This is a genomic window from Agrococcus sediminis, assembly GCF_007923295.1.
GTDB classification, from domain to species: Bacteria; Actinomycetota; Actinomycetes; order Actinomycetales; family Microbacteriaceae; genus Agrococcus; species Agrococcus sediminis.
In genome coordinates this window covers 298,415-322,150 of the sequence record NZ_VOIR01000014.1, presented here as the reverse complement: position 1 = coordinate 322,150, position 23,736 = coordinate 298,415, and the positions used below count along the sequence as shown (strand labels likewise).

The 23,736-nt window shown below is 73.7% G+C and carries 22 protein-coding genes and 1 pseudogene; 5 read left to right on the top strand and 18 right to left on the bottom strand.

The genetic code is table 11. The features are described from left to right. Positions 1 to 17 precede the first annotated feature (17 nt). Positions 18 to 2,009 carry an alpha-1,4-glucan--maltose-1-phosphate maltosyltransferase gene (locus tag FQ330_RS09110; RefSeq protein WP_146356988.1) on the top strand — a complete coding sequence of 664 codons (1,992 nt, stop codon included), beginning with the start codon at positions 18 to 20 and terminating at the stop codon, positions 2,007 to 2,009. Beyond that, on the top strand, positions 2,006 to 4,168 hold the full coding sequence (gene glgB, locus FQ330_RS09105) for a 1,4-alpha-glucan branching protein GlgB (protein WP_146356903.1): 2,163 nt from the start codon (positions 2,006 to 2,008) through the stop codon (positions 4,166 to 4,168). Before FQ330_RS09110 ends, glgB begins: the two co-directional genes overlap by 4 nt. Before the next feature lie 77 nt (positions 4,169 to 4,245). Here the strand turns inward: glgB and FQ330_RS09100 are convergent, their stop codons facing one another. Both FQ330_RS09100 and FQ330_RS09095 read right to left on the bottom strand, forming a co-directional pair. Then, entirely contained in the window at positions 4,246 to 5,193 is a 948-nt protein-coding gene (locus FQ330_RS09100; RefSeq protein ID WP_146356901.1) for a tetratricopeptide repeat protein, read from the bottom strand. Then, the gene (locus FQ330_RS09095) at positions 5,193 to 7,118 is read right to left on the bottom strand and encodes a hypothetical protein (RefSeq protein ID WP_146356899.1); all 1,926 of its coding nucleotides are present in this window, start codon (positions 7,116 to 7,118) and stop codon (positions 5,193 to 5,195) included. The genes FQ330_RS09100 and FQ330_RS09095 overlap by 1 nt, the downstream gene beginning before the upstream one ends. Before the next feature lie 187 nt (positions 7,119 to 7,305). Here FQ330_RS09095 and FQ330_RS09090 point away from each other — a divergent pair, with 187 nt between their 5' ends. Beyond that, positions 7,306 to 8,373, top strand: coding sequence for an AI-2E family transporter (locus FQ330_RS09090; protein WP_146356897.1), 1,068 nt, complete (start codon positions 7,306 to 7,308; stop codon positions 8,371 to 8,373). A gap of 16 nt (positions 8,374 to 8,389) precedes the next feature. Here FQ330_RS09090 and FQ330_RS09085 read toward each other — a convergent pair whose 3' ends face one another. From FQ330_RS09085 to rpsB, 8 genes are all read right to left on the bottom strand, one after another. Then, entirely contained in the window at positions 8,390 to 8,674 is a 285-nt protein-coding gene (locus tag FQ330_RS09085) for a hypothetical protein (protein WP_128188703.1), read from the bottom strand. Further along, positions 8,674 to 9,327 carry an aggregation-promoting factor C-terminal-like domain-containing protein gene (locus FQ330_RS09080; RefSeq protein WP_225792782.1) on the bottom strand — a complete coding sequence of 218 codons (654 nt, stop codon included), beginning with the start codon at positions 9,325 to 9,327 and terminating at the stop codon, positions 8,674 to 8,676. Before FQ330_RS09080 ends, FQ330_RS09085 begins: the two co-directional genes overlap by 1 nt. A 48-nt stretch (positions 9,328 to 9,375) precedes the next feature. Beyond that, on the bottom strand, positions 9,376 to 9,924 hold the full coding sequence (locus FQ330_RS09075) for a DivIVA domain-containing protein (protein ID WP_128188705.1): 549 nt from the start codon (positions 9,922 to 9,924) through the stop codon (positions 9,376 to 9,378). A 31-nt stretch (positions 9,925 to 9,955) separates the two neighbouring features. Then, positions 9,956 to 10,885 (bottom strand): phosphatidate cytidylyltransferase, encoded by a 930-nt coding sequence (locus FQ330_RS09070; RefSeq protein WP_225792781.1) that lies wholly within the window; start codon positions 10,883 to 10,885, stop codon positions 9,956 to 9,958. A gap of 22 nt (positions 10,886 to 10,907) precedes the next feature. Then, positions 10,908 to 11,462, bottom strand: a complete 555-nt coding sequence (gene frr, locus FQ330_RS09065; protein ID WP_128188706.1) for a ribosome recycling factor — start codon at positions 11,460 to 11,462, stop codon at positions 10,908 to 10,910. Positions 11,463 to 11,504: 42 nt separating this feature from the next. Then, positions 11,505 to 12,218 (bottom strand): UMP kinase, encoded by a 714-nt coding sequence (gene pyrH / locus FQ330_RS09060; protein WP_128188707.1) that lies wholly within the window; start codon positions 12,216 to 12,218, stop codon positions 11,505 to 11,507. Positions 12,219 to 12,340: 122 nt separating this feature from the next. Beyond that, positions 12,341 to 13,168, bottom strand: a complete 828-nt coding sequence (tsf, locus tag FQ330_RS09055; RefSeq protein ID WP_146356893.1) for a translation elongation factor Ts — start codon at positions 13,166 to 13,168, stop codon at positions 12,341 to 12,343. Between the two features lie 10 nt (positions 13,169 to 13,178). Then, the gene (gene rpsB, locus FQ330_RS09050; protein ID WP_146356891.1) at positions 13,179 to 14,108 is read right to left on the bottom strand and encodes a 30S ribosomal protein S2; all 930 of its coding nucleotides are present in this window, start codon (positions 14,106 to 14,108) and stop codon (positions 13,179 to 13,181) included. Between the two features lie 157 nt (positions 14,109 to 14,265). Here rpsB and FQ330_RS09045 point away from each other — a divergent pair. Then, positions 14,266 to 14,703: pseudogene (locus FQ330_RS09045) on the top strand (peptidoglycan DD-metalloendopeptidase family protein); the annotation flags it as partial. Between the two features lie 145 nt (positions 14,704 to 14,848). On the opposite strand, the gene FQ330_RS09040 reads toward FQ330_RS09045, so the two are convergent. The 6 genes from FQ330_RS09040 to FQ330_RS09015 all read right to left on the bottom strand — a co-directional run bounded on the left by FQ330_RS09040 (position 14,849) and on the right by FQ330_RS09015 (position 20,207). After that, positions 14,849 to 15,751 (bottom strand): tyrosine recombinase XerC, encoded by a 903-nt coding sequence (locus tag FQ330_RS09040; protein WP_146356889.1) that lies wholly within the window; start codon positions 15,749 to 15,751, stop codon positions 14,849 to 14,851. Beyond that, on the bottom strand, positions 15,752 to 16,645 hold the full coding sequence (locus FQ330_RS09035) for a metallophosphoesterase (protein ID WP_225792780.1): 894 nt from the start codon (positions 16,643 to 16,645) through the stop codon (positions 15,752 to 15,754). It abuts the gene before it with no gap. Positions 16,646 to 16,713: 68 nt separating this feature from the next. Further along, on the bottom strand, positions 16,714 to 17,934 hold the full coding sequence (dprA, locus tag FQ330_RS09030) for a DNA-processing protein DprA (protein ID WP_146356885.1): 1,221 nt from the start codon (positions 17,932 to 17,934) through the stop codon (positions 16,714 to 16,716). Beyond that, a complete protein-coding gene (locus tag FQ330_RS09025) occupies positions 17,931 to 19,442 on the bottom strand; it encodes a YifB family Mg chelatase-like AAA ATPase (RefSeq protein WP_146356883.1) in 1,512 nt (503 codons plus the stop codon). The genes dprA and FQ330_RS09025 overlap by 4 nt, the downstream gene beginning before the upstream one ends. Continuing rightward, positions 19,439 to 19,792 carry a YraN family protein gene (locus tag FQ330_RS09020; RefSeq protein ID WP_146356881.1) on the bottom strand — a complete coding sequence of 118 codons (354 nt, stop codon included), beginning with the start codon at positions 19,790 to 19,792 and terminating at the stop codon, positions 19,439 to 19,441. The genes FQ330_RS09025 and FQ330_RS09020 overlap by 4 nt, the downstream gene beginning before the upstream one ends. 91 nt (positions 19,793 to 19,883) lie before the next feature. Then, positions 19,884 to 20,207: a DUF2469 domain-containing protein gene (locus FQ330_RS09015; RefSeq protein ID WP_123698192.1), complete on the bottom strand. Its 324-nt coding sequence runs from the start codon at positions 20,205 to 20,207 to the stop codon at positions 19,884 to 19,886. A 125-nt stretch (positions 20,208 to 20,332) separates the two neighbouring features. Between FQ330_RS09015 and FQ330_RS09010 the strand changes: the two genes are divergently transcribed. Continuing rightward, the gene (locus tag FQ330_RS09010; protein WP_146356879.1) at positions 20,333 to 22,156 is read left to right on the top strand and encodes a vWA domain-containing protein; all 1,824 of its coding nucleotides are present in this window, start codon (positions 20,333 to 20,335) and stop codon (positions 22,154 to 22,156) included. Positions 22,157 to 22,207: 51 nt separating this feature from the next. Here the strand turns inward: FQ330_RS09010 and FQ330_RS09005 are convergent, their stop codons facing one another. Both FQ330_RS09005 and lepB read right to left on the bottom strand, forming a co-directional pair. After that, complete coding sequence (locus FQ330_RS09005; protein WP_192575893.1) at positions 22,208 to 22,834, bottom strand: ribonuclease HII; 627 nt, start codon at positions 22,832 to 22,834, stop codon at positions 22,208 to 22,210. Then, positions 22,834 to 23,607: a signal peptidase I gene (lepB, locus tag FQ330_RS09000; RefSeq protein ID WP_146356877.1), complete on the bottom strand. Its 774-nt coding sequence runs from the start codon at positions 23,605 to 23,607 to the stop codon at positions 22,834 to 22,836. The genes FQ330_RS09005 and lepB overlap by 1 nt, the downstream gene beginning before the upstream one ends. Positions 23,608 to 23,736 lie beyond the last annotated feature (129 nt).

Sequence of the window (23,736 nt, the reverse complement as noted above, 5' to 3'; positions counted from 1 at the left end):
GTCGCGTGGTGAAGCAGATGGATGTCCTGTCCGGCCGGATCCCGGTGCTCGACCTTGCCCCGCAGCAGCCCGGCAACCGATTCCCCGCGAAGGCGGTGGTCGGCGACGTCGTGCCGTTCGAGGCGGTGGCGTTCCGCGAGGGGCACGACCGCATCGGCGTGACGCTCGTGCTCCGCGCCCCCTCGGGCGCGAGGCGCCGCGTGCCGATGGAGCCGCTGCACGACGGCCTCGACCGGCACCGCGCGCTCGCGCAGGTCGACGAGCAGGGCCTGTGGCGCTGGCACGTCGAGGCGTGGGCCGACGAGTGGGCCACGTGGCACCACAACGCCGAGATCAAGATCGCCGCCGGCATCGACGTCGAGCTCATGGCGACCATGGGCTCGCAGCTGCTCGCGCGCGCCGCGGGCGCCGCGAAGGGGCCCGACGCGCTGCTGCTCAGCCGCGCGGCCGCCGCGATGGCCGACACCGCGGTGCCGCCGCTCGCCCGCTGGGCGTCGGTCAACGACCCCGACGTGCTCGCCGCGGTCGACCGGCACCGTCCCCGCTCGCTCGTCACCGCATCCGAGACCCTCAAGCTCCGCGTCGAGCGCACCCGCGCCGCCGTCGGCGCCTGGTACGAGTTCTTCCCGCGCTCCGAGGGCGCCGTGCGGCTCGAGGACGGCGGCTGGCGCTCCGGCACGTTCGCGACCGCCGCCGAGCGGCTGCCGGGCGTCGCCGAGATGGGCTTCGACGTGCTCTACCTGCCGCCGGTGCACCCCATCGGCGAGGTCAACCGCAAGGGCCCCAACAACACGCTCACGCCGCAGCCGGGCGACCCGGGCAGCCCGTGGGCGATCGGCTCGAAGGCGGGCGGCCACGACACCATCCACCCCGACCTCGGCACGATCGACGACTTCCGCGAGTTCGTGCGCCGGGCGGCGGATGCGGGGCTCGAGGTCGCGATGGACCTCGCCCTCCAGGCGGCCCCCGACCACCCGTGGGTCACCGAGCACCCCGAGTGGTTCACGACCCTCCCCGACGGCACGATCGCCTTCGCCGAGAACCCGCCGAAGAAGTACCAGGACATCTACCCGGTCAACTTCGACAACGATCCCCAGGGCATCCTCGACGAGGTGCTGCGCATCATCGACCTGTGGGTCGGATGCGGCGTGCAGATCTTCCGGGTCGACAACCCGCACACGAAGCCGCTGTGGTTCTGGGAGCGGCTCATCCGCGACGTGAACGCCAAGCACCCCGACGTCGTCTTCCTCGCCGAGGCCTTCACGCGCCCGGCGATGATGCAGGCGCTCGGCAAGGTCGGCTTCCAGCAGTCGTACACGTACTTCGCGTGGCGCAACACGAAGGCAGAGCTCGAGGAGTACCTGCGCGAGGTCACCGGCCCGCAGGCGGCGTGGTTCAAGCCCGCGTTCTGGGTGAACACGCCCGACATCCTCACCGAGTTCCTGCAGTTCGGCGGCGTGCCCGCCTTCAAGCTGCGCGCGGCGATCGCCGCCACCGCGGTGCCCACGTGGGGCATGTACGCCGGCTACGAGCTCATCGAGGACGTCGCGCGCCCCGGCGCCGAGGAGGCGATCGACAACGAGAAGTACGAGTACCGGCCGCGCGACTGGGAGCAGGCGGCGCGCAACGGCACGACCATCGCGCCCTACATCGCCCGCCTCAACGAGATCCGCCGCGAGCATCCCGCGATCCGGCAGCTGTGGGCGCTCGACGTGCACTGGTCCGACGACGACGCGATCCTCGTCTACTCGAAGCACGTCGAGGGCCGCTTCACCGAGTCGGGCGAGGACGACACGATCATCGTCGTCGCGAACGTCGACCCGCACTCGGCGCGCGAGACGACCGTGCACCTCGACCTGACGAAGCTGGGCCTGCGGCACGGCGAGTCGTTCGAGGCGCACGACCTCATCACCGGCCAGACGTGGACCTGGAGCGACCACAGCTTCGTGCGGCTCGACGCGTTCGTCGAGCCGGTGCACGTGATCCACGTGCGACGATCGGGGGCATGATGCTCGACGACGCCACCCTCCACCGCCTCGCCGCGGGCGAGCACCCCGCGCCGCACGACCTGCTCGGTGCGCATCCGGCGGACGGCGCGGATGCGTCGCACGTCGTGCGCGCCGTCCGGCACCTGGCCGACGCGGTCGCGGTCGTCGGCGAGGCGACGACGCCCATGGAGCACCTCGGCGCCGGCGTGTGGGAGGCCGTGGTGCCCGGGCCCATCCGCCCCTACCGCCTGCGCACGACCTACGGCGACGGCGGCAGCTGGGAGGACGAGGACCCGTACCGCTTCACGCCCACGCTCGGCGAGCTCGACCTGCACCTCTGGCGCGAGGGCCGGCACGAGCAGGCCTGGCAGGTGCTCGGCTCGCGGCTGCGCGAGCATGAGGGCGTCGCGGGCGCCTCGTTCGCGGTCTGGGCGCCCAACGCCCGCGCGGTGCGCGTCATCGGCGACTTCAACGACTGGTCGGGCCGCGCGCACGCGATGCGCACCATGGGCGCGAGCGGCGTCTGGGAGCTCTTCGTGCCCGGCGACCTCGAGCACAGCGCCTACAAGTACGAGATCCTCACCGACCACGGCTGGGTGACGCGCGCCGACCCGATGGCGCGCTACACCGAGGTGCCGCCCGCCACGGCCTCGAAGGTCGGCCGCAGCCGCTTCGCGTGGAGCGACGACGAGTGGATGCGCTCCCGTGCCGCGCGCGACGTGCACAACTCCCCCATGTCGATCTACGAGCTGCACTTCGGCTCGTGGCGGCCGGGCCTCGGCTACCGCGAGATGGCGGATGCGCTCATCGAGCACCTGGAGGAGACGGGCTTCACGCACGTCGAGTTCATGCCGCTCGCCGAGCATCCGTTCGGCGGCTCGTGGGGCTACCAGGTGACCGGCTACTTCGCGCCGACGAGCCGCTTCGGCCACCCCGACGACCTGCGCTACCTCATCGACCGGCTGCACCGCGCCGGCTACGGCGTGCTCGTCGACTGGGTGCCCGGGCACTTCCCGAAGGACGAGTGGGCACTCGCCCGCTTCGACGGCCGCGCGCTCTACGAGCACCCCGACCCGCGGCGCGGCGACCAGCCCGACTGGGGCACGCACGTGTTCGACTTCGGCCGCCCGGAGGTGAAGAACTTCCTGGTCGCGAACGCCGTGTACTGGATGGAGGAGTTCCACATCGACGGCCTGCGCGTCGACGCGGTCGCCTCGATGCTCTACCTCGACTACTCCCGCAAGGACGGCGAGTGGCTGCCGAACGTGCACGGCGGACGCGAGCACCTCGAGGCCATCGCGCTGCTGCAGGAGGTCAACGCGACCGTCTACCGCCGCTGCCCCGGCATCGTCATGATCGCCGAGGAGTCGACCTCGTGGCCCGGCGTCACGAAGCCCACGAGCGCCGACGGCCTCGGCTTCGGCATGAAGTGGAACATGGGCTGGATGCACGACACGCTCCAGTACATGGCGGTCGACCCGATGTACCGCTCGCACCACCACGGCGAGATCACGTTCTCGTTCCTCTACGCGTTCAGCGAGCAGTTCGTGCTGCCGATCAGCCACGACGAGGTCGTGCACGGCAAGGGCTCGCTGCTCGGCAAGATGCCGGGCGACCAGTGGCAGAAGCTCGCCTCGGTGCGCGCGTACCTGACCTTCATGTGGGCGCACCCGGGCAAGCAGCTGCTGTTCATGGGCCAGGAGTTCGGGCAGCCGAGCGAGTGGAGCGAGGCGCGCGGGCTCGACTGGTGGATCCTCGACCAGCCCGTGCACCGCGGGCTCATGGCGCTCGTGTCGCAGCTGAACCGCGTGTACCGCGAGACCGAGGCGCTGTGGCTGCGCGACAACGAGCCCGGCGGCTTCGAGTGGATCGACGGCGGCAACTCCTCCGACAACGTCATCGCGTTCCTCCGCTGGGGCGCGAACGGCGACCCGCTCGCCGCGATCGTCAACTTCTCCGGGCGGCCCATCGAGGGCTACCGGATGGGGCTGCCGTTCGCGGGCGAGTGGGAGGAGGTGGTGAACTCCGACGCGGTCGAGTTCGGCGGCTCCGGCGTCGGCAACCTCGGCGCCGTCCGCGCGCTCGAGGAGCCGTGGGGCGGCCGCCCCGCGTCCGCGACGGTCACGATCCCGCCGCTCGCCGGCCTGCTGCTGCGCCCGAAGGCGACGCCGGCCGCCTGAGGCGCAGAGGCGCTGAGGTCTGACGCGCGAAGGGCGCCTCCCAGGGGAGGCGCCCTTCGCGCGTCAGGTGCTGCGGGTCAGTACAGGAGCGTCGTGAGGCGACGGCGCGCCGCGTGCACGCGCGGGTCGTCGAGGCCGACGATCTCGAAGTGGTCGAGCAGGCGCAGCCGCACGTCCTGCTTCGCGTCGCCGGTCAGGCTGCCGATGAGGTCGAGCAGGCGCAGGAAGGCGTCCTCGACGTGCCCGCCCGAGAGGTCGAGGTCGGCGGCGAGCATCTGCGCCTCCGGGTCGCCCGGCCGCTCGGCCGCGGCCGCGCGGATCTCATCGGCCGTGCGGCCCTGCAGGCGCGCCAGCAGCCGCACCTGCGCGAGCCCGGCGATCGCCTCCGCGTCGCGGGGGCTCTGCGCGATCGCCTTCTCGAACGCGGCGATCGCGGTCTCGTAGTCGCCCTGCTCGATGGCGTCGAACGCCTCCTGGTGCAGCGGCGGCACGGGCTCGGGCTCCGGCTCCGCCGCGGGCTCGCCGTCGCCGACGGGCACGCTGCCGGTGATGCCCTGCTGCTCGGCGAACGCGAGCACCTGCTCGAGCACGTCGCGCACCTGCTCCTCGGGCAGCGCGCCGGTGAAGAGCGGCGCGGGGCGCCCGCCGATCACCGCGGCGACCGTCGGGATGGACTGCGCGTTGAACGCCTGCACGAGCTGCGGGTTGCGGTCGGCGTCCACCTTCGCGAGCACGAGCCGGCCGCGCTGCGCCTCGACGAGGCGCTCGAGCACGGGCGAGAGCTGCTTGCACGGCCCGCACCACTCCGCCCAGATGTCGATGATGACCGGCACCCGCTCGGAGAGCTCGACGACGGCGCCGAAGTCGGCGTCGGTGATGTCGATGACGACGCCGGTCGCGGCGCCCTGCGACTGCGCGGCGGGCGCGGCCTCGGGCTGCGGCGATGCCGCCTGCTGGTGCCGGGCGGCGAGCGCCGACAGGTCGACGGCTCCCCCGAGTGATGCGGGCACGTGCTCCTGGCTCATCAGCCGACCTCCCTCGCGTCCAGGAGCGACTGGCTGTAACCCACCACCTGGATCTGCGTGCCCTCCGGAGCGCCGGCTGGAGGCACGGCGAAGAGCACCTGGATCTGATACGTCGTCTCGATGCCGGTGTCGGACTGCTCGACCCCGGCGAGGATGCCCGCGCCGTCACGGGCCTCGATCTCGACGCCCTCCTCGCGCGGCGTCGCGCGCTGCGTCTCGGTGAAGGAGGTCGCGAGCAGCGCACCGCCCTCGTTCGTGACGAGCATGAGCGGCGCCTGCTCGTCGTCGGAGGCGCCCCACTCGAGCAGCGACAGCTCGAACTCCGGGCGCTGCACGAGCTCGTCCTTCGCGGCGCGGCCGACGGCCTCGCGCAGCGCGTCGCCCTCCTCCTGGAACCAGGAGGCGTACTCCGACTCGTCGCCGCGCAGCAGCACGCTCGCGTAGCCCGAGGTGATCTCGTCGGGACGGTGCAGCAGCAGCGGCGTGTCGCCCGGCAGGCTCGCGGCTCCGATGGTCGGGCTCGCCACCGCCGGCAGCTGCACGCCCGAGGCGAGCGTCATCTGGTAGACGAGGCGGTAGTCGGCGCGCGCGTCGGTCTGCTGGAAGACGAGGGTCGACTGCGCCTGCGCGCCGTCCTCCCAGCCCACGACGGCCATCACCGTGCGCGGCCAGACCTCGGTCTGCTGCGGCAGCAGCAGCTCGACGTCGCCGTCGGGGATGCCCTGGAGCGCCGGGAGCTCGCCGTTCTGCGAGCGCACCTCGTAGTTCGTGCGGCGCGCGTCGAGCGCAGGGCCCGCCAGGCGATCGGCGGCTCGCTCGATGTCGAGCGCCTCGTCGGCCTCGGCCACCGCCTCGCGGGTCGACTCGAGCACGCGCGTGAACTGCGACTCGGTGAGCGCGACCGGGGGCAGCGTCTCCTCGAGGCTCGTCGGCTGCGGCGCCGCGTCGCTCGTCGCCGCCGGCTCGGCGCTCGGCCAGTACTGGGGGCCGCAGCCCGTGAGCCCGACCACGGCGATCACGGGCAGTGCGACGAGGCCCAGGCGGCGACGGCGCGGCGCGGCGACGGCGCGCTCGGCACGGCCGCGGTCCCGCTCGGCGTCGTCGGGGGCGGATGCGGTGCCCTCGTCGGTCGAGGCGGGCGCGCTGCCGTCGGTGCCGTCGACGGGCGTGCCGTCCGAGACGTCCGCCGGCGAGGCATCCGAGCCCTCGGCGTCAGCCGGCTCGAGCGCGGGGCGCGCCTCGCCCGCGGCGACGGCGCCCTGCGGCCGCGGCAGCCCCTCGCGCGCCTCGCGGCGCAGCGCCCGGCGCTCGGCGCGCGAGAGCTCGCGGTGCGAGCGGCGCTGCGGCCCGCGGCTGCGGCGGTGGCGGCGCAGCGCCAGCAGGAACAGCAGCAGCGCGAGCGCGAGCAGCACGAGCCCCGCGGTGAGCAGCGGCCCGAACAGCGGCGTCTTCGCGTCGAACGGCCACTCCACCCGCACATCAGCCGGCGCGGCCTGGCCGGGCTCGCCGGCGATGAGCAGCGAGTAGCCGACCGGCAGGTCGATCGGGATCCGCACCTCGCCCTCGCCGAGGTGCTCCTCGATCCAGAGGTCGCCGCCCGCGAGCTCCGGCAGCGGCTCCTCGTTCCCGGCCTGCTCCTCGAGCACCATCGTCTGCGTGTCGTCGATGCTCGCGACGGAGTGGGCCGCGTCGCCGACCCAGCCGAGCACGTCGTGATCGCGTCCGACCACGGCGTTGATCGGGCCATCCGCCGTGATGGTCACCGTCTGGCGGCCGTCGTGCGCGTTCATCGTCTCGCCCGAGATGAGCAGCAGCTGCGAGTCCGGGGACTCCTCGAGCTGGGAGACGATCGTGTCCGGCGGGGCCCAGACGGTGCGCTGGCCGATCGCGAGTCCGAGCAGCACGAGCGAGAGCACGAGGCTCACGGCCGCGAGGATGTATCGCACGGGTCAGAGGTCCTTTCACGCTCGCCGAGGGATCCGGCACGCCGCCCGGAGGGGACGACCATGAGCGGGCAAGCCTCCAGGGTACCGAGACAGGGGCCGCTGTGCCAAGCCCCCGCGGCCGCGCGCCTGGCGGCCGCCTCCTCGGCGCCGCCATAGGATCCGCAGTGTGAAGATTCGGAACGGCTTCCTGCTGGGACTCGTGGGCGGCCTGGGCGTGCTGCTCGCCATCGCCATCGGCGCCTCGGTGCAGCAGATCAGCACCGTGCTCGTGTGGGCGTTCGCGGGCATCTTCCTCGCGCTCGGCGTCGAGCCGGTCATCCAGTTCCTCATCCGCCGCAAGGTGCCGCGCTGGGCCGCGGTGCTGCTCATCTTCCTCGTCATCGTCGCAGGCCTCACCGGCGCCACGTGGCTGATCGTGCCGACGATCGTGGCGCAGTTCGCGGTGCTCGTGCAGTCGATCGTCGCCGAGATCGAGGGCGGCGCGTTCGAGAGCGTGCTCGACTGGGTGCGCGAGACCTTCCCGCAGTTCGACGTCGACGGCTCGCTCGAGCAGCTCGGCGGCGCGCTCAGCGACTTCGACACCTGGTCGAGCCTCCCGCCGTGGGTGGCCGACATCGCGGCCGGCATCGTCGGCGGCGCCGTGCAGGTGCTCTTCGCGCTCGGCGGGTTGCTGATCGTGGTCGTGCTGATGCTCTACTTCACCGGCTCGCTGCCCTCGCTCAAGTCGGGCATGTACCGGCTCGTGCCCGCCTCGTCGCGGCCGAAGTTCATCGAGATCGCCGAGCAGATCATGAAGTCGGTCGGGCGCTTCGTGCTCGGCCAGGGCGCGCTCGGCGTGCTGAACGGCATCCTCTCGTTCATCGTGCTGTCGATCGTGGGCTCCGAGCTCGCCGGCGTCTACGCGTTCCTCGCGCTCATCGCCTCGACGATCCCGCTCGTCGGCACCATCTCGGCGTCGGTCATCATCTCGCTGCTCGTGCTGCTGCTCGACGGCCCCGAGACGGCGCTGCCGGTGGCGATCTGGTACCTGATCTACATGCAGCTCGAGGCCTACGTGATCAGCCCGCAGATCATGAACCGCGCGGTCAAGGTGCCCGGCGTGGTCGTCGTGCTCTCGGCGCTCATCGGCGGCACGCTGCTCGGCATCCTGGGCGCGCTCGTCGCGATCCCGGTCGCCGCGGCGATCCAGCTGATCCTCAAGGAGGTCGTCATCCCGAGGCAGGACCTGCGCTGACGCGAGCCCCGGGCTGCTAGGCGGCTCGCCAGCAGCCGGTGTGCCAGTGGCGGCGATCCTCGATCGCGCGGTCGCCGAAGATCGAGTCGGCCCGCCACACGACCACGTGCGCCGTGCCCTGCACGACCGTGCCGCCGCATCCGGGGCACACGTAGTCCTTGACGGCGCTCCGCGGTGCCATCGGCTGCACGTGCCACTCGGCGCCCGCGCGTCGCTCGACGCGGGCGGCGCCCTGCATCAGGCGGTCGACGTCGAGCGGCACGTACGGCTGCGCGCGGCGACTCGGCCGCCGCGAGGGCATCAGTACCAGCCGACCTGCTCGGAATGGCCCCAGGCACCGCACGGGGTGCCGTAGCGGCCCGCGATGTAGTCGAGGCCCCAGCTGATCTGCGTCACCGGGTTGGTCTGCCAGTCGCCGCCGTGCGTCGCCATCTTCGAGCCCGGGAGCGCCTGCGGGATGCCGTAGGCGCCGCTCGAGCTGTTCTGCGCGTACACGTTCCAGTTGGACTCGCGCTGCCACAGGCTGTAGAGGCACGAGTACTGCCCCTCGCCCCAGCCGCGGCTGAGCACCATCTGCCGCGCGATCTCCTGCGCGCTGCCCGGGTTGGGCGCGGCGACGGCGGGGATGCTGATGGATGCGGCCTGCTGGCCGGAGGAGGATGCCTCGGCAGCGGCTGCGGGCTCGGGCTCCGGTGTGGGGGTGGGCGTCGGCGTCGGCGTGTGCACGACGATCTCGTCGCGCACGAGCGACGCCTGCTCCCCGGTGATCTCGCCCAGGTCCTGCCCGGGCCGGTTCTCGCTCGGCAGGGAGGCCGGCTCGGCCATCACCTGCTGCGTCGGGTCGGCGGCGACCGAGACGAGCACGAAGCCCGCGGCGGCCAGCAGCGACAGGCCCGACAGCACGCCGCGGGTGCGCGTCGAGCGCGCGCCGGCGGAGGAGGATCGGGTGAACACGAGGACCGACCGTATCACGGAACGGTAACGACGCCCAGGCTCGGGCGGTCAGCGCACCGCCAGCATCAGGCTCACGACGGTGTCGAGCAGGTGGTCGACCTCGTCCTCGTCGTAGCCGCCGAACTGGGCGTCGAACTGGGCCGTGCGCACCTCGCGCGCGGTCATCTCGGGGCCGTCCGAGAGGTACTCGGCGATGCGCTGCGCGAAGCGGTCGACGTCGGTGACGCGGTAGCCGCGCGAGATGCGGCTGACGCGGCGGAAGCGCTCCCCCTCAGGGCGGCGCAGCTGCTCGAGCGTCTCCTGCGCGCGCTCCCGCACCCGGGCGTACCAGGCCTCCTCGCCGTGCTCGAGCACGCCGCGCTCGTGCTCGCGGCGGGCGAACGCCTCCTCGAGACGCTCGAGCGCTGCGTCGACGTGCGCGGGCGAGTAGCCGCCCTTCTGCATCGGGAAGCTCGTGCGGCGGATCGTGGCCGAGTCGATCGCGGTCGCGGCCCGGGCGTCGGTCGCGTACGCGCGCCGAGCATCCTCGAGGAAGTCCTCGACCTGCTCGATGTCGTAGCCGGGCTGGGACCTCCGGGCTCTCGGGAACGTGCTCATCGCATCCATGATGCCAGCGCGCGGCCGTGCGTCACGCGTGCACCACCTGGAACAGCGCCATCATCACGACGGCGCTCGGCAGGATGGAGTCGACGCGATCGAGGAAGCCGCCGTGCCCGGGCAGGAACGAGCCGATGTCCTTGATGCCGAGGTCGCGCTTGATGATCGACTCCGCGAGGTCGCCGACCGTGGCGGTCGCGACGAGCAGCGCCGCGAGGATGAAGCCGAACCACCACTCCTGCTGCAGCATCCACACCGACAGCGCGATGCCCGCGGCGGTCGCGAGCACCGCCCCGCCGAGCAGGCCCTCCCAGGTCTTGCCGGGGCTGATGCGCGGCGCGAGCTTGTGCTTGCCGAGCCAGACGCCGGCCGCGAGGGCCCCCGTGTCGATGACCGTCGTCATGATGATCATCGCGAGGGTCCACCACTGGCCGCCCTCCTGCGACGTCAGCAGCGCGGCGAAGGCGCCGAGCACCGCGACGTAGCCGATGCAGAGCGCCCCGCCGGTGATGTCGGCGAACACCGCGCCGCGGCCCGTGCGCGTCGTCGGCGACGCGAGCTCCACCAGGCGCACGACGGCCACGATGCCGATCGCGCCGAGCGTCGACCACCACAGGCCCGCAGCGCCGAAGTACCAGGTGATCGGCACGATCGCGCTGCCGAGGAGCACGAGCGGGATGCGCGGCACGTCGCGCCCCGCGAAGCGGAGCGCGCTCGCGAGCTCGTACAGCGCGAACCCGACCATGACGGTCGCGAAGAGCATGAAGAGCGTCTTCACCCACAGCAGGCTCGCGAGCAGCACGGCGCCCAGCACGACACCGATGGCGACCGCTGCCGCGAGGTCGCGACCGGTGCGCTTGTTCACCCGCGCGCGGGTCGCCTCGATCTGGTCCCTCGCCGCGTGGATCTGCGCCTGGATCTGGGCCTCGATCTCGGCGGCGCTCCGATGCTCGCGTCGCACGCGTCGCCTCCCGACTCCTCGGTCAGACCTCGAGGAGCTCGGACTCCTTCTTCTTCGCCGCCTCGTCGATGCCGTCGACGGCCTGCTTCGTCGCGAGCTCGAGCTCCTTCTCGGCGCGCGCGATCTCGTCGTCGCCGACCTCGCCCGAGAGCTTGTCGAGGTCGGTCATCGCCTGGCGGCGCACGTTGCGGATCGCGACGCGGGCCTGCTCGGCCTTGTCCTTGACGATCTTCACGTAGTCGCGGCGGCGCTCCTCGGTGAGCTCCGGCATCGTGATGCGGATGATGCTGCCGTCGTTCGACGGCGTGACGCCGAGGTGCGGCGCGTTCACGATCGCGCGCTCGATGTCCTTGAGCGCGCCCTTGTCGAACGGCGTGATGATGAGCACGCGCGCCTCGGGCTGCTGGAACGACGCGAGCTGCTGCAGCGGCGTCGGCGAGCCGTAGTAGTCGACGTTCACGCGCTGGAACAGCGCCGGGTTCGCGCGACCCGCGCTCACCGTCTGGAAGTCGTCCTTCGCGACCTCGATCGACTGGGCCATCTTCTCCTTGGCCGAAGCCAGAACGTCGCTGATCACAGGGTTCCTTCCGTCGCTGTCGATTCTATGGGCGGGCGCCGGTCAGGCGCGCACGAGCGTGCCGACCGGTTCGCCGAGGATGGCCTTGGTGAGCGCTCGCTCGCCGTCCATCCCGAACACCCGCATGGGCATCCGGTTGTCCATGCACAGGCTGAAGGCCGTCGAGTCGACGACCTTGAGGCCGCTGACGAGCGCGTCCTGGTAGGTGATCTCGTCGAAGCGGGTGGCGGTGGGGTCGTGCTTGGGGTCGGCGGAGTAGACGCCGTCGACGCCGTTCTTCGCGACCAGCACCTGGTCGGCGTCGATCTCGAGCGCGCGCTGCGCTGCGACCGTGTCGGTCGAGAAGTACGGCAGGCCGGCACCGGCGCCGAAGATCACGACCCGGCCCTTCTCGAGGTGGCGCTCGGCGCGGCGCGGGATGTACGGCTCGGCCACCTGCGTCATCTGGATGGCCGACTGCACGCGCGTCTCGGCGCCCGCCTGCTCGAGGAAGTCCTGCAGCGCGAGCGCGTTCATGACCGTGCCGAGCATGCCCATGTAGTCGGCGCGGCCGCGCTCCATGCCGCGCTGGCTGAGCTCTGCGCCGCGGAAGAAGTTGCCGCCGCCGACGACGATCGCGATCTCGACCGTCTCGGCCGCCTCGGCGATCTGCTTGGCAATGGAGGAGACCACGTCGGGGTTCACGCCGAGCGCGCCGCCGCCGAACGCCTCGCCCGACAGCTTCAGGAGGACTCTGCGGCGCGGCTGTGCTGGCATGGGCTCCTCCTGGGGGATCACGACCCGAGCGCGGGCCGTGCAGAAGCCTATCCTGTCGCGCACCGGCCGGGACGCGACGGAGGGCCGGGGTCTCCCCCGGCCCTCCGTCGTGCGCGTCGTGGCTACGCGCCGACCTTGAAGCGGGCGAAGCCGGTGACGGCGAGGCCTGCGGCCTCGAGCACCTTGGCGACGGTCTGCTTGCTGTCGCGTGCGTAGTCCTGGTCGAGCAGGACGATCTGCTTGAAGAAGCCGGTGAGGCGGCCCTCGATGATCTTCGGCAGGGCGCCCTCGGGCTTGCCCTCGCCGCGCGCGATCTCCGAGACGAGCTCGCGCTCCTTCTCGACCTGCTCGGCCGGCACCTCGTCGCGGGAGACGTAGGTGGGGTCGAACATGGCGATGTGCTGCGCGACCGCGCGGGCGGTCTCGGCGTCGTCGCCCGTGTAGGCGACCACGACGCCGACCTGCGGGGGCAGGTCCTTCGACGTGCGGTGCAGGTAGACCGCGTGCTCGGCGCCCTCGAGGCGGGCCACCTTGGTGAGCTCGATCTTCTCGCCGATGGTCGCGGCCTGCTCCTCGATGATCGACTGCACGGTGCCCGACTCGGCCGGCGCACCGAGCGCGGCGGCCAGGTCGGCGGCGCCCGACGCGGCGACGGCGGCGACGACGCGGTCGGCGAGCGCGATGAACTTCTCGTTCTTCGCGACGAAGTCCGTCTCGCAGCCGAGCGCGATCATCGTGACGGCGCCCTCGCCCTCGGCGACGGCGACGAGGCCCTCGCTCGTGGAGCGGTCGGCGCGCTTCGCGTTGCCCTTGGCGCCCTTCAGGCGCAGGATCTCGGTGGCCTTGTCGACGTCGCCGCCGGCCTCCTCGAGTGCCGCCTTGGTGTCGCTCATGCCGGTGCCGAGCTGCTCGCGCAGCATCTTGAGGTCGGCGATGCTGATGTTTGCCATGCGCTGGTCCTTACTTCGACTCGGACGCGGCGGCGTCCTCGGTGGTCTCGGCGGGAGCGGCGGCCTCGTCGGCTGCCGGTGCCTCGGCGGCGGGCTCCTCGGCGGGAGCCTGCTCTGCGGCGGGCTCCTCGGCGGGGGTCTGCTCGGCGGCGGGCTCCTCAGCGGCGGGGGCGGCCTGCTCGGGCGTCTGCTCGGCGAGCAGCTCGCGCTCCCACTCGGCCATCGGCTCGGCCTCGGCGTCGGCGCCGCCGCCGTGGCGCTGCATGAGGCCCTCGGCGGCCGCGTCGGCCACGATCTTCGTCAGCAGCGCGACGGAGCGGATCGCGTCGTCGTTGCCCGGGATCGGGTACTGCACGTCGTCCGGGTCGCAGTTCGTGTCGAGGATCGCGATGATCGGGATGCCGAGCTTCTTCGCCTCGTCGACTGCGAGGTGCTCCTTGTTGGTGTCGACGATCCACAGCGCGGAGGGCGTGCGCTGCAGGTTGCGGATGCCGCCGAGCGACTTCTGCAACTTCAGGAGCTCGCGCTTCTTGAGCAGCAGCTCCTTCTTGGTGTAGCCCTGCGTGGTGTCCTCGAAGTCGAGCTCCTCGAGCTCCTTCATGCGGCTCAGGCGCTTCGAGACCGTGTTGAAGTTGGTGAGGAGGCCACCGAGCCAGCGCTGGTTGACGTAGGGCTGGCCCACGCGCGTCGCCTGCTCGGCGATCGACTCCTGCGCCTGCTTCTTCGTGCCGACGAACAGCACGGTGCCGCCGTGCGAGACGGTCTCCTTGACGAAGTCGTACGCCTTGTCGATGTAGGCGAGCGACTGCTGCAGGTCGATGATGTAGATGCCGGAGCGCTCCGTGAAGATGAAGCGCTTCATCTTGGGGTTCCAGCGACGGGTCTGGTGCCCGAAGTGGACGCCGCTGTCGAGCAGCTGGCGAGTCGTGACGACGGCCATGGCCGCCTCCTTCTTCTGTTCTGGTTGCCGGCCCGACCGGTCGGTCGAGCCCCTGGCGCCCTGACGCACCGCCGCCAGCGGCGCGGGCACGGGGCTCGAGCTGCTGGACCGGGAGGAGGTGTCGTCGTGACGGGCACGCGAAGTCATCGCACACGCGATGCCCTCCCATGCTACATGCTCGGCGGACGCATCACGCGTGGGCGGTTCTCCACCGCGCGACCGCTCCCCCGCACGCGCGGCGGACGATCCTCGGCACCATGCCGGCATGCGCATCCTCGCCCTCCTCGTCGCCGCGGCGCTCGCGCCGTGGGCGTGGCCGGTCGAGCCGCACGAGGTCGTGCGCGCCTTCGACGCGCCGGCGAGCGCCTACGGGCCGGGCCACCGCGGCATCGACATCGCCGCGCCGGCCGGCTCGGCGGTGCTCGCGCCCGACGACGGCGTCGTCCGCTTCGCGGGTCCGGTCGCCGGCCGCCCCGTCGTGTCGATCGAGCACGCCAACGGGCTCGTGTCGAGCTTCGAGCCCGTCGAGCCCTCCGTTGCTGCGGGCGACGCCGTCGAGCGCGGCCAGCGGATCGGCGTGCTGCTGCCCGGCCACGCGGCGGGCGGGGCGCGGCTGCACCTCGGTGCGCGGCTGCACGGCGCCTACGTCGACCCGCTGCCGCTGCTGGGCGTCGAGCGGCCGGTGCTGCTGCCGATGCGCGCGGCCAAGCGGTCGGCCGGCCGGCCCGCGGGCGGAGCGATCAGGCCCGCGGGTGGGCGGTGCGGTAGGCGTCGGCGAGCCGCTCGAGCGACACGTGCGTGTAGATCTGCGTCGTCCCGAGGCTCGCGTGCCCGAGCAGCTCCTGCACCGCGCGGAGGTCGGCGCCGCCGTCGAGCAGGTGCGTCGCGGCGGTGTGGCGGAGGGTGTGCGGCCCGTGCGGGCCGGAGCCGGGTACCGCCTCGAGCAGTCCCGTGACGAGCTCGTGCACGCGGCGCTGGCCGAGGCGGCCGCCGCGCGCGCCGAGGAAGAGGGCCGGATGCGGCTTGGCCGGGTCGGCGAGCCGGTCGCGGCCGACGCGCATCCAGTCGAGCACCGCGTCGAGCGCGGGCCGCCCGAACGGCACGACCCGCTCCTTGGCGCCCTTGCCCGTCACGCGCACGGTGAGCCGCTCGAGGTCGACGTCGTCGACGTCGAGCCCGACGAGCTCGCTCACGCGCAGCGCGCTCGCGTAGAGCAGCTCGACGACGGCGAGGTCGCGGAGCGCGACGGGATCGCCCTCGGCGGCAGCGGCGGCGAGGCTCGAGAGCACGCCGTCCATCGCCTGTCGCGAGAGCACCCGGGGCAGGTGCTGGTCGCGCTTCGGCGTGCGCAGGCGGCCTGCGACGTCCTGCCCGCCGTGCGCCGCGACCCAGCGGCTGAGGCCGCGCGCGGCGGCACTGCGCCGCGCGATCGAGGCCTTGCCCATGCCGGCCTCGGTGCTCGCGTAGAGCCAGTCGCGGAGCGCCTCGATGTCGAGCGCCGCGGCGTCGTCGATGCCGGCTGCGGCGCAGTGCTCGGCGAGGCTGCGGAGGTCGCCGCGGTAGCCGCGGACGGTGTTCGGGGAGTAGCCCCGCTCGCGCTCGAGGTGCGCGAGGTAGCCGTCGATCGCGTCGTCGAGGCGCACTCAGTCCGGCTTCCTGCTGAACCGCTCCATCCGCTCGGCGGGGTCGAGCGCATGGACCTGCTCGGCGAGGTGCGCCGGGATCGTCTCGCGGCTCGGGTGCGGGAGCGCCGGGACGACCGAGTGGGCGATCGCGTCGGTGTAGACCTCGACGAGGTTGAAGGACTGGGCGGCGTCGATGCCGTGCATCGCGGGCGGCGGGCCGGCGAGGTCGTCGGCGTAGCTCGTGGCGCCGGCGAGGACGACGGGGATCTCGGCGAAGGTGCCGGAGCCGTCGACGTGCAGGTGGCCCGAGAGGATCGCGCGCACGTCGGCGCCGTCGAGCACCTCGGTGAGCCGCAGCTCGTCGCGGAACTCGAGCAGCCGCATGAGCCTGCTGCGGTACGGCAGCGACGGGTGGTGCATCACGAGCACCGAGCCGAGCGCGGGCGGATCGCCGAGCGCGGCGGCGAGCCACTCCGCCTGCCCCTCGTCGAAGCCGCCGTGGTGCCAGCCGGGCAGGCTCGTGTCGAGCGCGACGATGCGCAGCCCCGCCACCTCGGTCACCGAGTCGATCGGGTCGCGCGGCGCTCCCCGCATGCCGAGCGCCGCGCGCATCGCGGTGCGCTCGTCGTGGTTGCCGGCCGTCCAGACGATGGGCGCGCCCAGCGCGTCGGCGACGGGCTCGAGGATCTCGCGCGCGAGCGCGTACGCCTCGGGCTCGCCGAGGTCGGCGACGTCGCCGGAGACGACGATCGCGTGCGCGTCGGCCGCGGCGACCCGCAGTCGCTCGGCGGTCTGCCGCAGGTGCGCCTCGGTGTCGACGAGGCCGCCCAGCAGCGCGCCGCCGGCCAGCAGGTGGGTGTCGCTCAGGTGCGCGATCACCGCGGCCGGTTCGGGGTGGATGCCGTAGCTCACGGGCACAGGCTATCCAGCGGGCGCGCCGGCGTCGCCCAGCGCGCCGCGGCAGGAGGCGGGGCGCCCGCTCACCCGCTCCCCTGCGGCGCCGCCCGCACCCAGCCGCTCGCCCGCTCGAGGGCCCGCGCGCCGAGCTCGAGCAGCGCGAGCGACGCGACCACGTCGCCCCTCGCCATGCCCGTGCGCACCGCCAGCTCGTCGACGCCCCGCGGCGCGCGGGCGCTCAGGGCGTCGAGCACCCGCAGCTCGTCGCTCGTCAGCCCGCCGAGCGCGTGCTGCTCCTCCCCCGGGCCGTCGAGCAGCTCGACGACGTGCTCCGCGCGCTCGACCACTGCCGCGCCGTACTCGCGCAGCAGCCGGTGGCAGCCGGTGCTGGAGCCGGAGGTGACCGGGCCTGGCACCGCGCCGAGGGGCCTGCCGAGGGCCGCCGCGTGCCCCGCCGTGTTGATCGAGCCCGACCGCTGCCCGGCCTCGACGACGACCGTCGCGCTCGCGAGCGCCGCGATCAGCCGGTTGCGCGCGAGGAACCGCCAGCGGGTGGGCGGCACGCCGCTGGGCGCCTCGGCGATGACGCAACCGCTCGAGGCGACCCGCCGCAGCAGCTCGTCGTGCCCGGCCGGGTAGAAGCGGTCGAGCCCGCCGGCGAGCACCGCGACCGTCGTGCCTCCCGCCGCGAGCGCGGCCCGGTGCCCGGCGCCGTCGATGCCGTAGGCGCCGCCGGAGACGACCGCGAACCCGCGCGCGACGAGCCCGGAGGCGAGCTGTGCGGTGACGAGCTCGCCGTAGCCCGACGACGCGCGCGAGCCGACCAGCGCGGCCGAGCGCGCGCAGGCCGACAGGGCCGCCGGGTCGCCGCGCACCCAGACCGCGGCCGGCGCGTGCGGGCCGAGGTCATCGAGCCCGGCCGGCCAGTGCGCGTCGTCGCGCGTCACGAGCCGCTGGCCGAAGGCGGCGCCCTGCGAGAAGGCGGCGAGGATGCGCTCGGCGGCGAGGCGGGGCTGCCAGCGGCCGAGCGCGTCGGCCACCGCCCGCCGATCCTCGGCGTCGTCGAGCTCGCGACCCCAGTCGGCGGCCGAGGCGCCCTCCACCAGCAGCTGCAGCGCGCGCACGGCGCCGAGCCGCTCGCGCACGATGCCTGCGGCGCCGTCGCCCGGCTCGGGCAGCACCGTCCAGGCACCGGCGGCGAAGCGAGCGGCCACGGCCGCGTCATCGGGCTCGGCCGCGCCCGGCGGCAGCGTCGGGACGACCGCCTCGCGCAGCCGCGCAGGCTCGAGTCGGAACGGCGTCATGCCGGGATCCCCTTCCTGAGGGCGAGCGCTCGACCGATGTGGGCGCGCGTGGGCGCGTCGGCGCCGTCGAGGTCGGCCATCGTCCACGCGACGCGCACGGCGCGGTCCATGCCGCGCATCGTCAGCGCGCCCCGCTCGACCGCGACGACCAGCGGCTCGAGCAGGCTCGCGTCGAGCGGGAGGCTGCGGCGCAGCCACGGGCCCGGCACGTGGCCCATCGCCGTCCAGCCGGTGCCGGCCAGCCTGCGCGCAGCGCGGGCGCGGGCCTCGGCGACCCGCGCCGACGCATCCGCCGTCGTCCGCCGGTCGCCGTCGAGACCGGGCGCGACGCGGTCGACGCGCACGTGGAGGTCGACGCGGTCGAGCAGCGGACCGGAGAGCCGGCCGAAGTAGCGCCGCCGCTGCTGCGGCGCGCACGTGCAGTCGCCGGTGCCGAAGAGCCCGCACGGGCACGGGTTGGCGGCGAGCAGCAGCTGGAAGCGCGCGGGGAAGGCGGCGACGCCCGCCGCGCGGTGGATCGTGATGGTGCCCGACTCGAGCGGCTGGCGCAGCATGTCGAGCACGGTGCGCGGGAACTCGGGCGCCTCGTCGAGGAAGAGCACGCCGTGCGTGGCGCGGGCCGCGGCGCCGGGCCGGATCGTGCCCGAGCCGCCGCCGATGAGCGCTGCCGCGGTCGCCGAGTGGTGCGGCTGCTCGAACGGCGGCACGACGTCGAGCGTCGCGGGCGGGGGCTCGCCCGCGAGCGAGCGCAGCGACGCGACCTCGAGCGCCTGCTCGGGCTCGAGCGGCGGCAGGATGCCCGGCAGCCGCATCGCCAGCATCGTCTTGCCCGCGCCGGGCGGCCCCACCATCATCAGGTGGTGCGCGCCGGCGGCAGCGACCTCGAGCGCGGCGACGGCGTCGCGGTTGCCGACGACGTCGGCGAGGTCGAGCGCCGCCGCCTCCCGCTGCGGCGCGGGCGCCGCCGTGACGGGCTCGACGGGCTCCGGGTCGAGCTCGGCGCCGAGCAGCGCCGCCGCGTGGGCGAGGCTGGGCGCACCCAGCACGCGCAGGCCCGCCACGAGCGACGCCTCGTCGACGGACGCCGTGGGCACGACGACGCGGGTCATGCCCGCCTCGGCCGCGGCGCGGGCGAGCGGCAGCGTGCCCGCGACCGGCCGCAGGCGGCCGTCGAGCCCCAGCTCGCCCAGCAGCGCCGTCTCGCCGTCGTCGGGCGGCACCACCCCGGAGGTGCGCAGCACCGCGACGGCCATCGCCAGGTCGAAGTGGGTGCCCGCTTTCGGCAGCGACGCGGGCGTGAGGTTGATCACGGTCTTGCCCTGCGGGGCGCTGAGCCCCATGCGGGCGATGGCGCTCCAGGTGCGGTGCTGCGCCTGCTGCACCGCGCGGTCGGGCAGCCCGACGATGTGCACGCGCGGCAGCCCCGCCGAGGCGTGCACCTCGATCTGCACGCCGACGCCCGCGAGCCCCTGCAGCGCGACGCACGCGGCGCGGCCGAAGCCGCTCACTCGATGCCCCGCAGGTGCTCGACCCGCCACGTGCCCGAGCGCGGCGCGATGACGCCCACGGCATCCATGCGGATCGGGCCGCGATGCCCGGTGGCCGAGAGCCACAGCCCCGCGAGCGTGCGCAGCCGCCGCACCTTGTCGGGCGTGATCGCCTCGAACGGGTGCCCGAAGCCGAGCCCGCGGCGGGTCTTCACCTCGACGAAGACGAGCGTCTCGCCGTCGACGGCGACGATGTCGAGCTCGCCGTGCGGGCAGCGCCATCGGCGGTCGATGATGCGCATGCCCGCCCGCTCGAGGTGCACGCTCGCGGCCGCCTCGCCGTCGAGGCCCAGCTGATCCTTCGCTCGCATGCGGGCATGGAAGCGGATGCGCGGCGGCACGCGGGCGGGAGCGGTGCCCGCCTGTGGAGAACGGCCGCCGTCGCCCTGCGGCCGTCGCCGGTCACTCCTCGATCGCGAGGTCCTTCGGCAGCTCCAGGTCGCGCGAGGCGAGCTCCTCGACGTTGACGTCCTTGAACGTCAGCACCCGCGCCGACTTGATGAAGCGGTCGGAGCGGTAGATGTCCCACACCCACACGTCGGTGAGCTCGAGCTCGAAGTAGAAGTCGGTGCCGGCGTCGTGCCGGGTGACCTTCACGTCGTTCGCGAGGTAGAAGCGGCGCTCGGTCTCGACCACGTGCTTGAACATGCCGACGACGTCTCGATACTCCTTGAAGAGGGCCAGCTCGACCTCGCGGTCGTAGTCCTCGATGTCCTCGGGTTCCATGCCGCCATCGTATGTCCACCCGACCCAGGGCGACCGCTTCGCAGATGCTGAGGCGCGCTGCGCACCGCGGACAGCCCGGAGGTCGTAGATTCTGAACCGGAAACTTTGCACGGAACGGAGCTGCCATGCGGCGGATCGTCCTGACGCTCGCGCTCAGCGGCGCGCTCGCGCTCGCCGCGGGCGCGCTCCAGCCCGCCCCCGCGACCGCCACGTCGCCGTCGACCGGCGACGGCGGGCTCATGATCGTCGTCGACTCCTCGGGCTCGATGGCCGAGCCCACCACCGACGGCACCTCGCGCATGGACGCGGCGCAGTCGGCCCTCGGCGTCGTGATCGGCGAGCTGCCCGACCCCAACCGCGTGGGCCTGCGCGTCTTCGGCGCGACCGAGCTCGGGAGCGCCGCCTCCTGCAGCGACTCGCAGCTGCTCGTGCCCATCGGCACCGACAACCGCGACGCGCTCCGCGCATCCGTCGACGCCCTCTCCCCCGCCGGCGAGACGCCGATCGGGCACGCGCTGCAGCAGGCCGGCGCCGACCTCGGCGACGACGGCCAGCGCGCGATCCTGCTCGTCTCGGACGGCATCGCCAACTGCGAGCCCGACCCCTGCGTCGTCGCGGCCGAGCTGACGGCGAACGACATCGCGATGCGCATCGACGTCATCGGCTTCGACGTCGACGACGCGGCGCGCGAGCAGCTGCAGTGCGTCGCCGACCGCGGCCGGGGCGACTACCTCGACGTGTCGGAGGCCTCGAGCCTGCAGCACGCGCTCGAGCGGCTCTCGACGCGCGCGTTCCGCCCCTTCGACGTCGTCGGCGAGCCCATCGACGGGGTGGCCGAGGCAGAGGGTGCGCCTGCGCTCGTGCCCGGCACGCAGTACGTCGACGAGCTCGGCGGCGACGTCGCCTCGCTGCACTACCTCGTCGAGCGCACCCGGCCCGGGTCGGTCATCCACGTCGGGCTCGCCGGCCGGCTGCCGCACGAGGGCAGCCTCGAGGTCGACGCGTCGCTCAGCACCCTCGCGGGCGAGCCGTGCGACACGACCGACATCATCGCGCTCGGCGACGACCGCTTCTCGGTCTTCACCGGCCGGCTCTCGGCCGCCGAGGGCTCGCCGCAGCACCCGTGCGCGACCGCCGAGCAGCTGCTGCTGCGGCTCGAGGTGGTGACGCCGCCCGACTCGCCGGTGCCCTTCGAGCTGCGCATCGCCGAGCACGCGTGGCCGAGCGACGCCGCGCAGCTGCCGCCGCCGATCGACGCGGAGCGCGGCTGGGAGCTCTCGATCCCCGCCGACGGCGCGGCGGGCGCCGCCGTGGGCGGCTCGAGCCTCAACGACGCGCCGCTCGTCGAGCCCGGCTCCTACACGACCGAGATGCTGCCGAGCGAGTTCCAGTTCTTCCGGGTGCAGGCCGACTGGGGCCAGTCGGTGCGCGTGCACGCGAGCCTCGACCCGGCGCTTCCGGCGCCCGCGAACGCGTGGGGCATCCTGCAGGTGCTCGACCCCGTGGGGGCGGATGTCGCGGCGCTGCTCGCGACCACGGCCGACGGCACGCGCTGGTCGCAGGCGATGCCCGAGGCGGGCGACGCGGTCGCCGCGACCACCGCGCCCGTGCGCTTCGACGCGAACCCGGGCCTCGTGCGGCGCGCGGTGCTGTCGGGCGAGCACATCGTCGCAGTCGGCTTCGGCGCCGACGCGGGCACGACCCCCTCGCGCCTCATCGTCACCATCGAGGTGGTGGGCGAGTCCCAGGGCGCGCCCGACCTCTCGGGCACCGCGCCGCCGCCGACCGACGGCGAGCAGGCGGCGGGCGAGGCGGTGCAGCCCGGGCAGACGGCCGTGCCGTGGGCGCTCATCGGCGTGCTCGTCGCGATCGGCGCCGTGCTCATCGCGATCATCGCGCTCGTCGTGTGGCTGTGGCAGCGGCGCTCCCGCCGCTCCTTCGACGTCTGAGCCCGGCGCGCGGCGGCGCGGTGCGCCGCTGCGCCGGCGGTCGCGGATGCGTCAGTGCAGCCAGGTGCGCCGGTGCAGCGCGCTCGGCCCGAGCTCAGCGATCGCGCTGAGGTGGGCCGCGGAGCCGTAGCCCTTGTTCGAGTGCCAGCCGTAGCCGGGGTGCACGCCATCGGCCTCCACCATGCGCCCGTCGCGCTCGACCTTCGCGACGAGCGCGGCGCCCGAGACGGAGGCGCAGTCGCGGTCGGCCTTGGCGCGCAGGATCGTGCGCACGGGGGCGCGCAGCGCCGGCGCGAGCCAGTCGTGCGTGCCATCGAGGAGGATCGCGGCGCGCGGCACGTCGATGCCGGCCTCGTGGAGCCCGACGAGCGCGCGGCGGCCGGCGAGGCCGAGCGCCACCTGGATGCCGAGCCGGTCGATCTCCTCGTTCGTCGCGTGCCCGACGGCGCTCACCCCCCACGAGCGCACGAGCGGCGCCGTCGCCGTGCGCCGCAGCACGGTCATCGTCTTCGAGTCGCGCAGGTGCTCGGGCGTCGGCCCGCAGTCGGCGCCGAGCGCGAGCGCGCCGACGCTGACCGGCCCGGCGAGCGCGCCGCGGCCGACCTCGTCCATCCCGATGACGAGGGACGCATCCGCCCACAGCTCCCGCTCGAGCTCGAGCGTCGGGACCGCAGGCATCAGCCCGGGACGACGAGCGGCAGCTCGCGGGCGACCGCCGCGCCCTGCGGCTCGACGCCGACGAAGGACGAGTCGTAGCTGTCGAGCCACGTCCAGCGCTCGACGGGCCACGAGATGAGCACGGCGCGGCCGACGACGGAGGCGATGGGCACGAAGCCGCCGCCCGGGGCGTCCATGTGCGCGCGGGAGTCGCCCGAGTGGTTGCGGTTGTCGCCGAGCACCCACAGGTGGCCCTCGGGCACCGTCACGTCGAACGACATCGAGCTCGCGGGCTGGCCGGCGAGGTCGAGGTGGAGGTAGGGCTCGTCGATGGGCACGCCGTTGACCGTGAGCTGCCCGAACTCGTTGCAGCACTGCACGCGGTCGCCGGGCAGGCCGATGACGCGCTTGATGAGGTAGCCGTGGTCGTCCTCCGGCGCGAGGCCGACGAAGGTCAGGAACCAGTCGATCGCGCCGACGAGGCCCGTCTCCTCCTCCTGCTCCGGCTCGGGCAGCCAGCCGCCCGGATCCTCGAACACGACGACCTCGCCGCGGTCGATCGCGAAGACCGTCGGCGTCAGGAGGCTCACGATGATGCGGTCGTCGACCTGCAGGGTGTCGTTCATCGACTCGGACGGGATCCAGAACGGCCGGATCAGGAACGTCTTCACGAGGAACGAGATCAGCAGCGCGACCAGGAAGATGACGGCCAGGTCGCGCAGGAACAGCAGGAAGCCGCGCCCGGATCCGCCGTCGCCCCGGCCCGTCTCGCCGGTCTCGACCGTCTCCGTCATCCCCGCCCTTTCGCCCTCGGCAAGTCTAGGTGCGAGCGCGTGCCCGCCCCGCGCCGCGCGCGCCGCCGTCGATCACGATTCGGCCACGAGCACGACGAACGGGGCCGGCATGCCGCCGGCCCCGTTCGC

What these genes read in the sequence shown, in the direction of transcription:
- glgB (WP_146356903.1), top strand. Translation starts at nt 2,006, where the DNA reads ATGATGCTCGACGACGCCACCCTCCACCGCCTCGCCGCGGGCGAGCAC.
- FQ330_RS09015 (WP_123698192.1), bottom strand. Translation starts at nt 20,207, where the DNA reads ATGGAACCCGAGGACATCGAGGACTACGACCGCGAGGTCGAGCTGGCC.
- FQ330_RS09010 (WP_146356879.1), top strand. Translation starts at nt 20,333, where the DNA reads ATGCGGCGGATCGTCCTGACGCTCGCGCTCAGCGGCGCGCTCGCGCTC.
- FQ330_RS09100 (WP_146356901.1), bottom strand. Translation starts at nt 5,193, where the DNA reads ATGAGCCAGGAGCACGTGCCCGCATCACTCGGGGGAGCCGTCGACCTG.
- tsf (WP_146356893.1), bottom strand. Translation starts at nt 13,168, where the DNA reads ATGGCAAACATCAGCATCGCCGACCTCAAGATGCTGCGCGAGCAGCTC.
- FQ330_RS09020 (WP_146356881.1), bottom strand. Translation starts at nt 19,792, where the DNA reads ATGCGAGCGAAGGATCAGCTGGGCCTCGACGGCGAGGCGGCCGCGAGC.
- FQ330_RS09110 (WP_146356988.1), top strand. Translation starts at nt 18, where the DNA reads ATGGATGTCCTGTCCGGCCGGATCCCGGTGCTCGACCTTGCCCCGCAG.
- rpsB (WP_146356891.1), bottom strand. Translation starts at nt 14,108, where the DNA reads ATGGCCGTCGTCACGACTCGCCAGCTGCTCGACAGCGGCGTCCACTTC.
- pyrH (WP_128188707.1), bottom strand. Translation starts at nt 12,218, where the DNA reads ATGCCAGCACAGCCGCGCCGCAGAGTCCTCCTGAAGCTGTCGGGCGAG.
- lepB (WP_146356877.1), bottom strand. Translation starts at nt 23,607, where the DNA reads ATGACGGAGACGGTCGAGACCGGCGAGACGGGCCGGGGCGACGGCGGA.
- FQ330_RS09005 (WP_192575893.1), bottom strand. Translation starts at nt 22,834, where the DNA reads ATGCCTGCGGTCCCGACGCTCGAGCTCGAGCGGGAGCTGTGGGCGGAT.
- dprA (WP_146356885.1), bottom strand. Translation starts at nt 17,934, where the DNA reads ATGACGCCGTTCCGACTCGAGCCTGCGCGGCTGCGCGAGGCGGTCGTC.
- FQ330_RS09075 (WP_128188705.1), bottom strand. Translation starts at nt 9,924, where the DNA reads ATGAGCACGTTCCCGAGAGCCCGGAGGTCCCAGCCCGGCTACGACATC.
- FQ330_RS09085 (WP_128188703.1), bottom strand. Translation starts at nt 8,674, where the DNA reads ATGCCCTCGCGGCGGCCGAGTCGCCGCGCGCAGCCGTACGTGCCGCTC.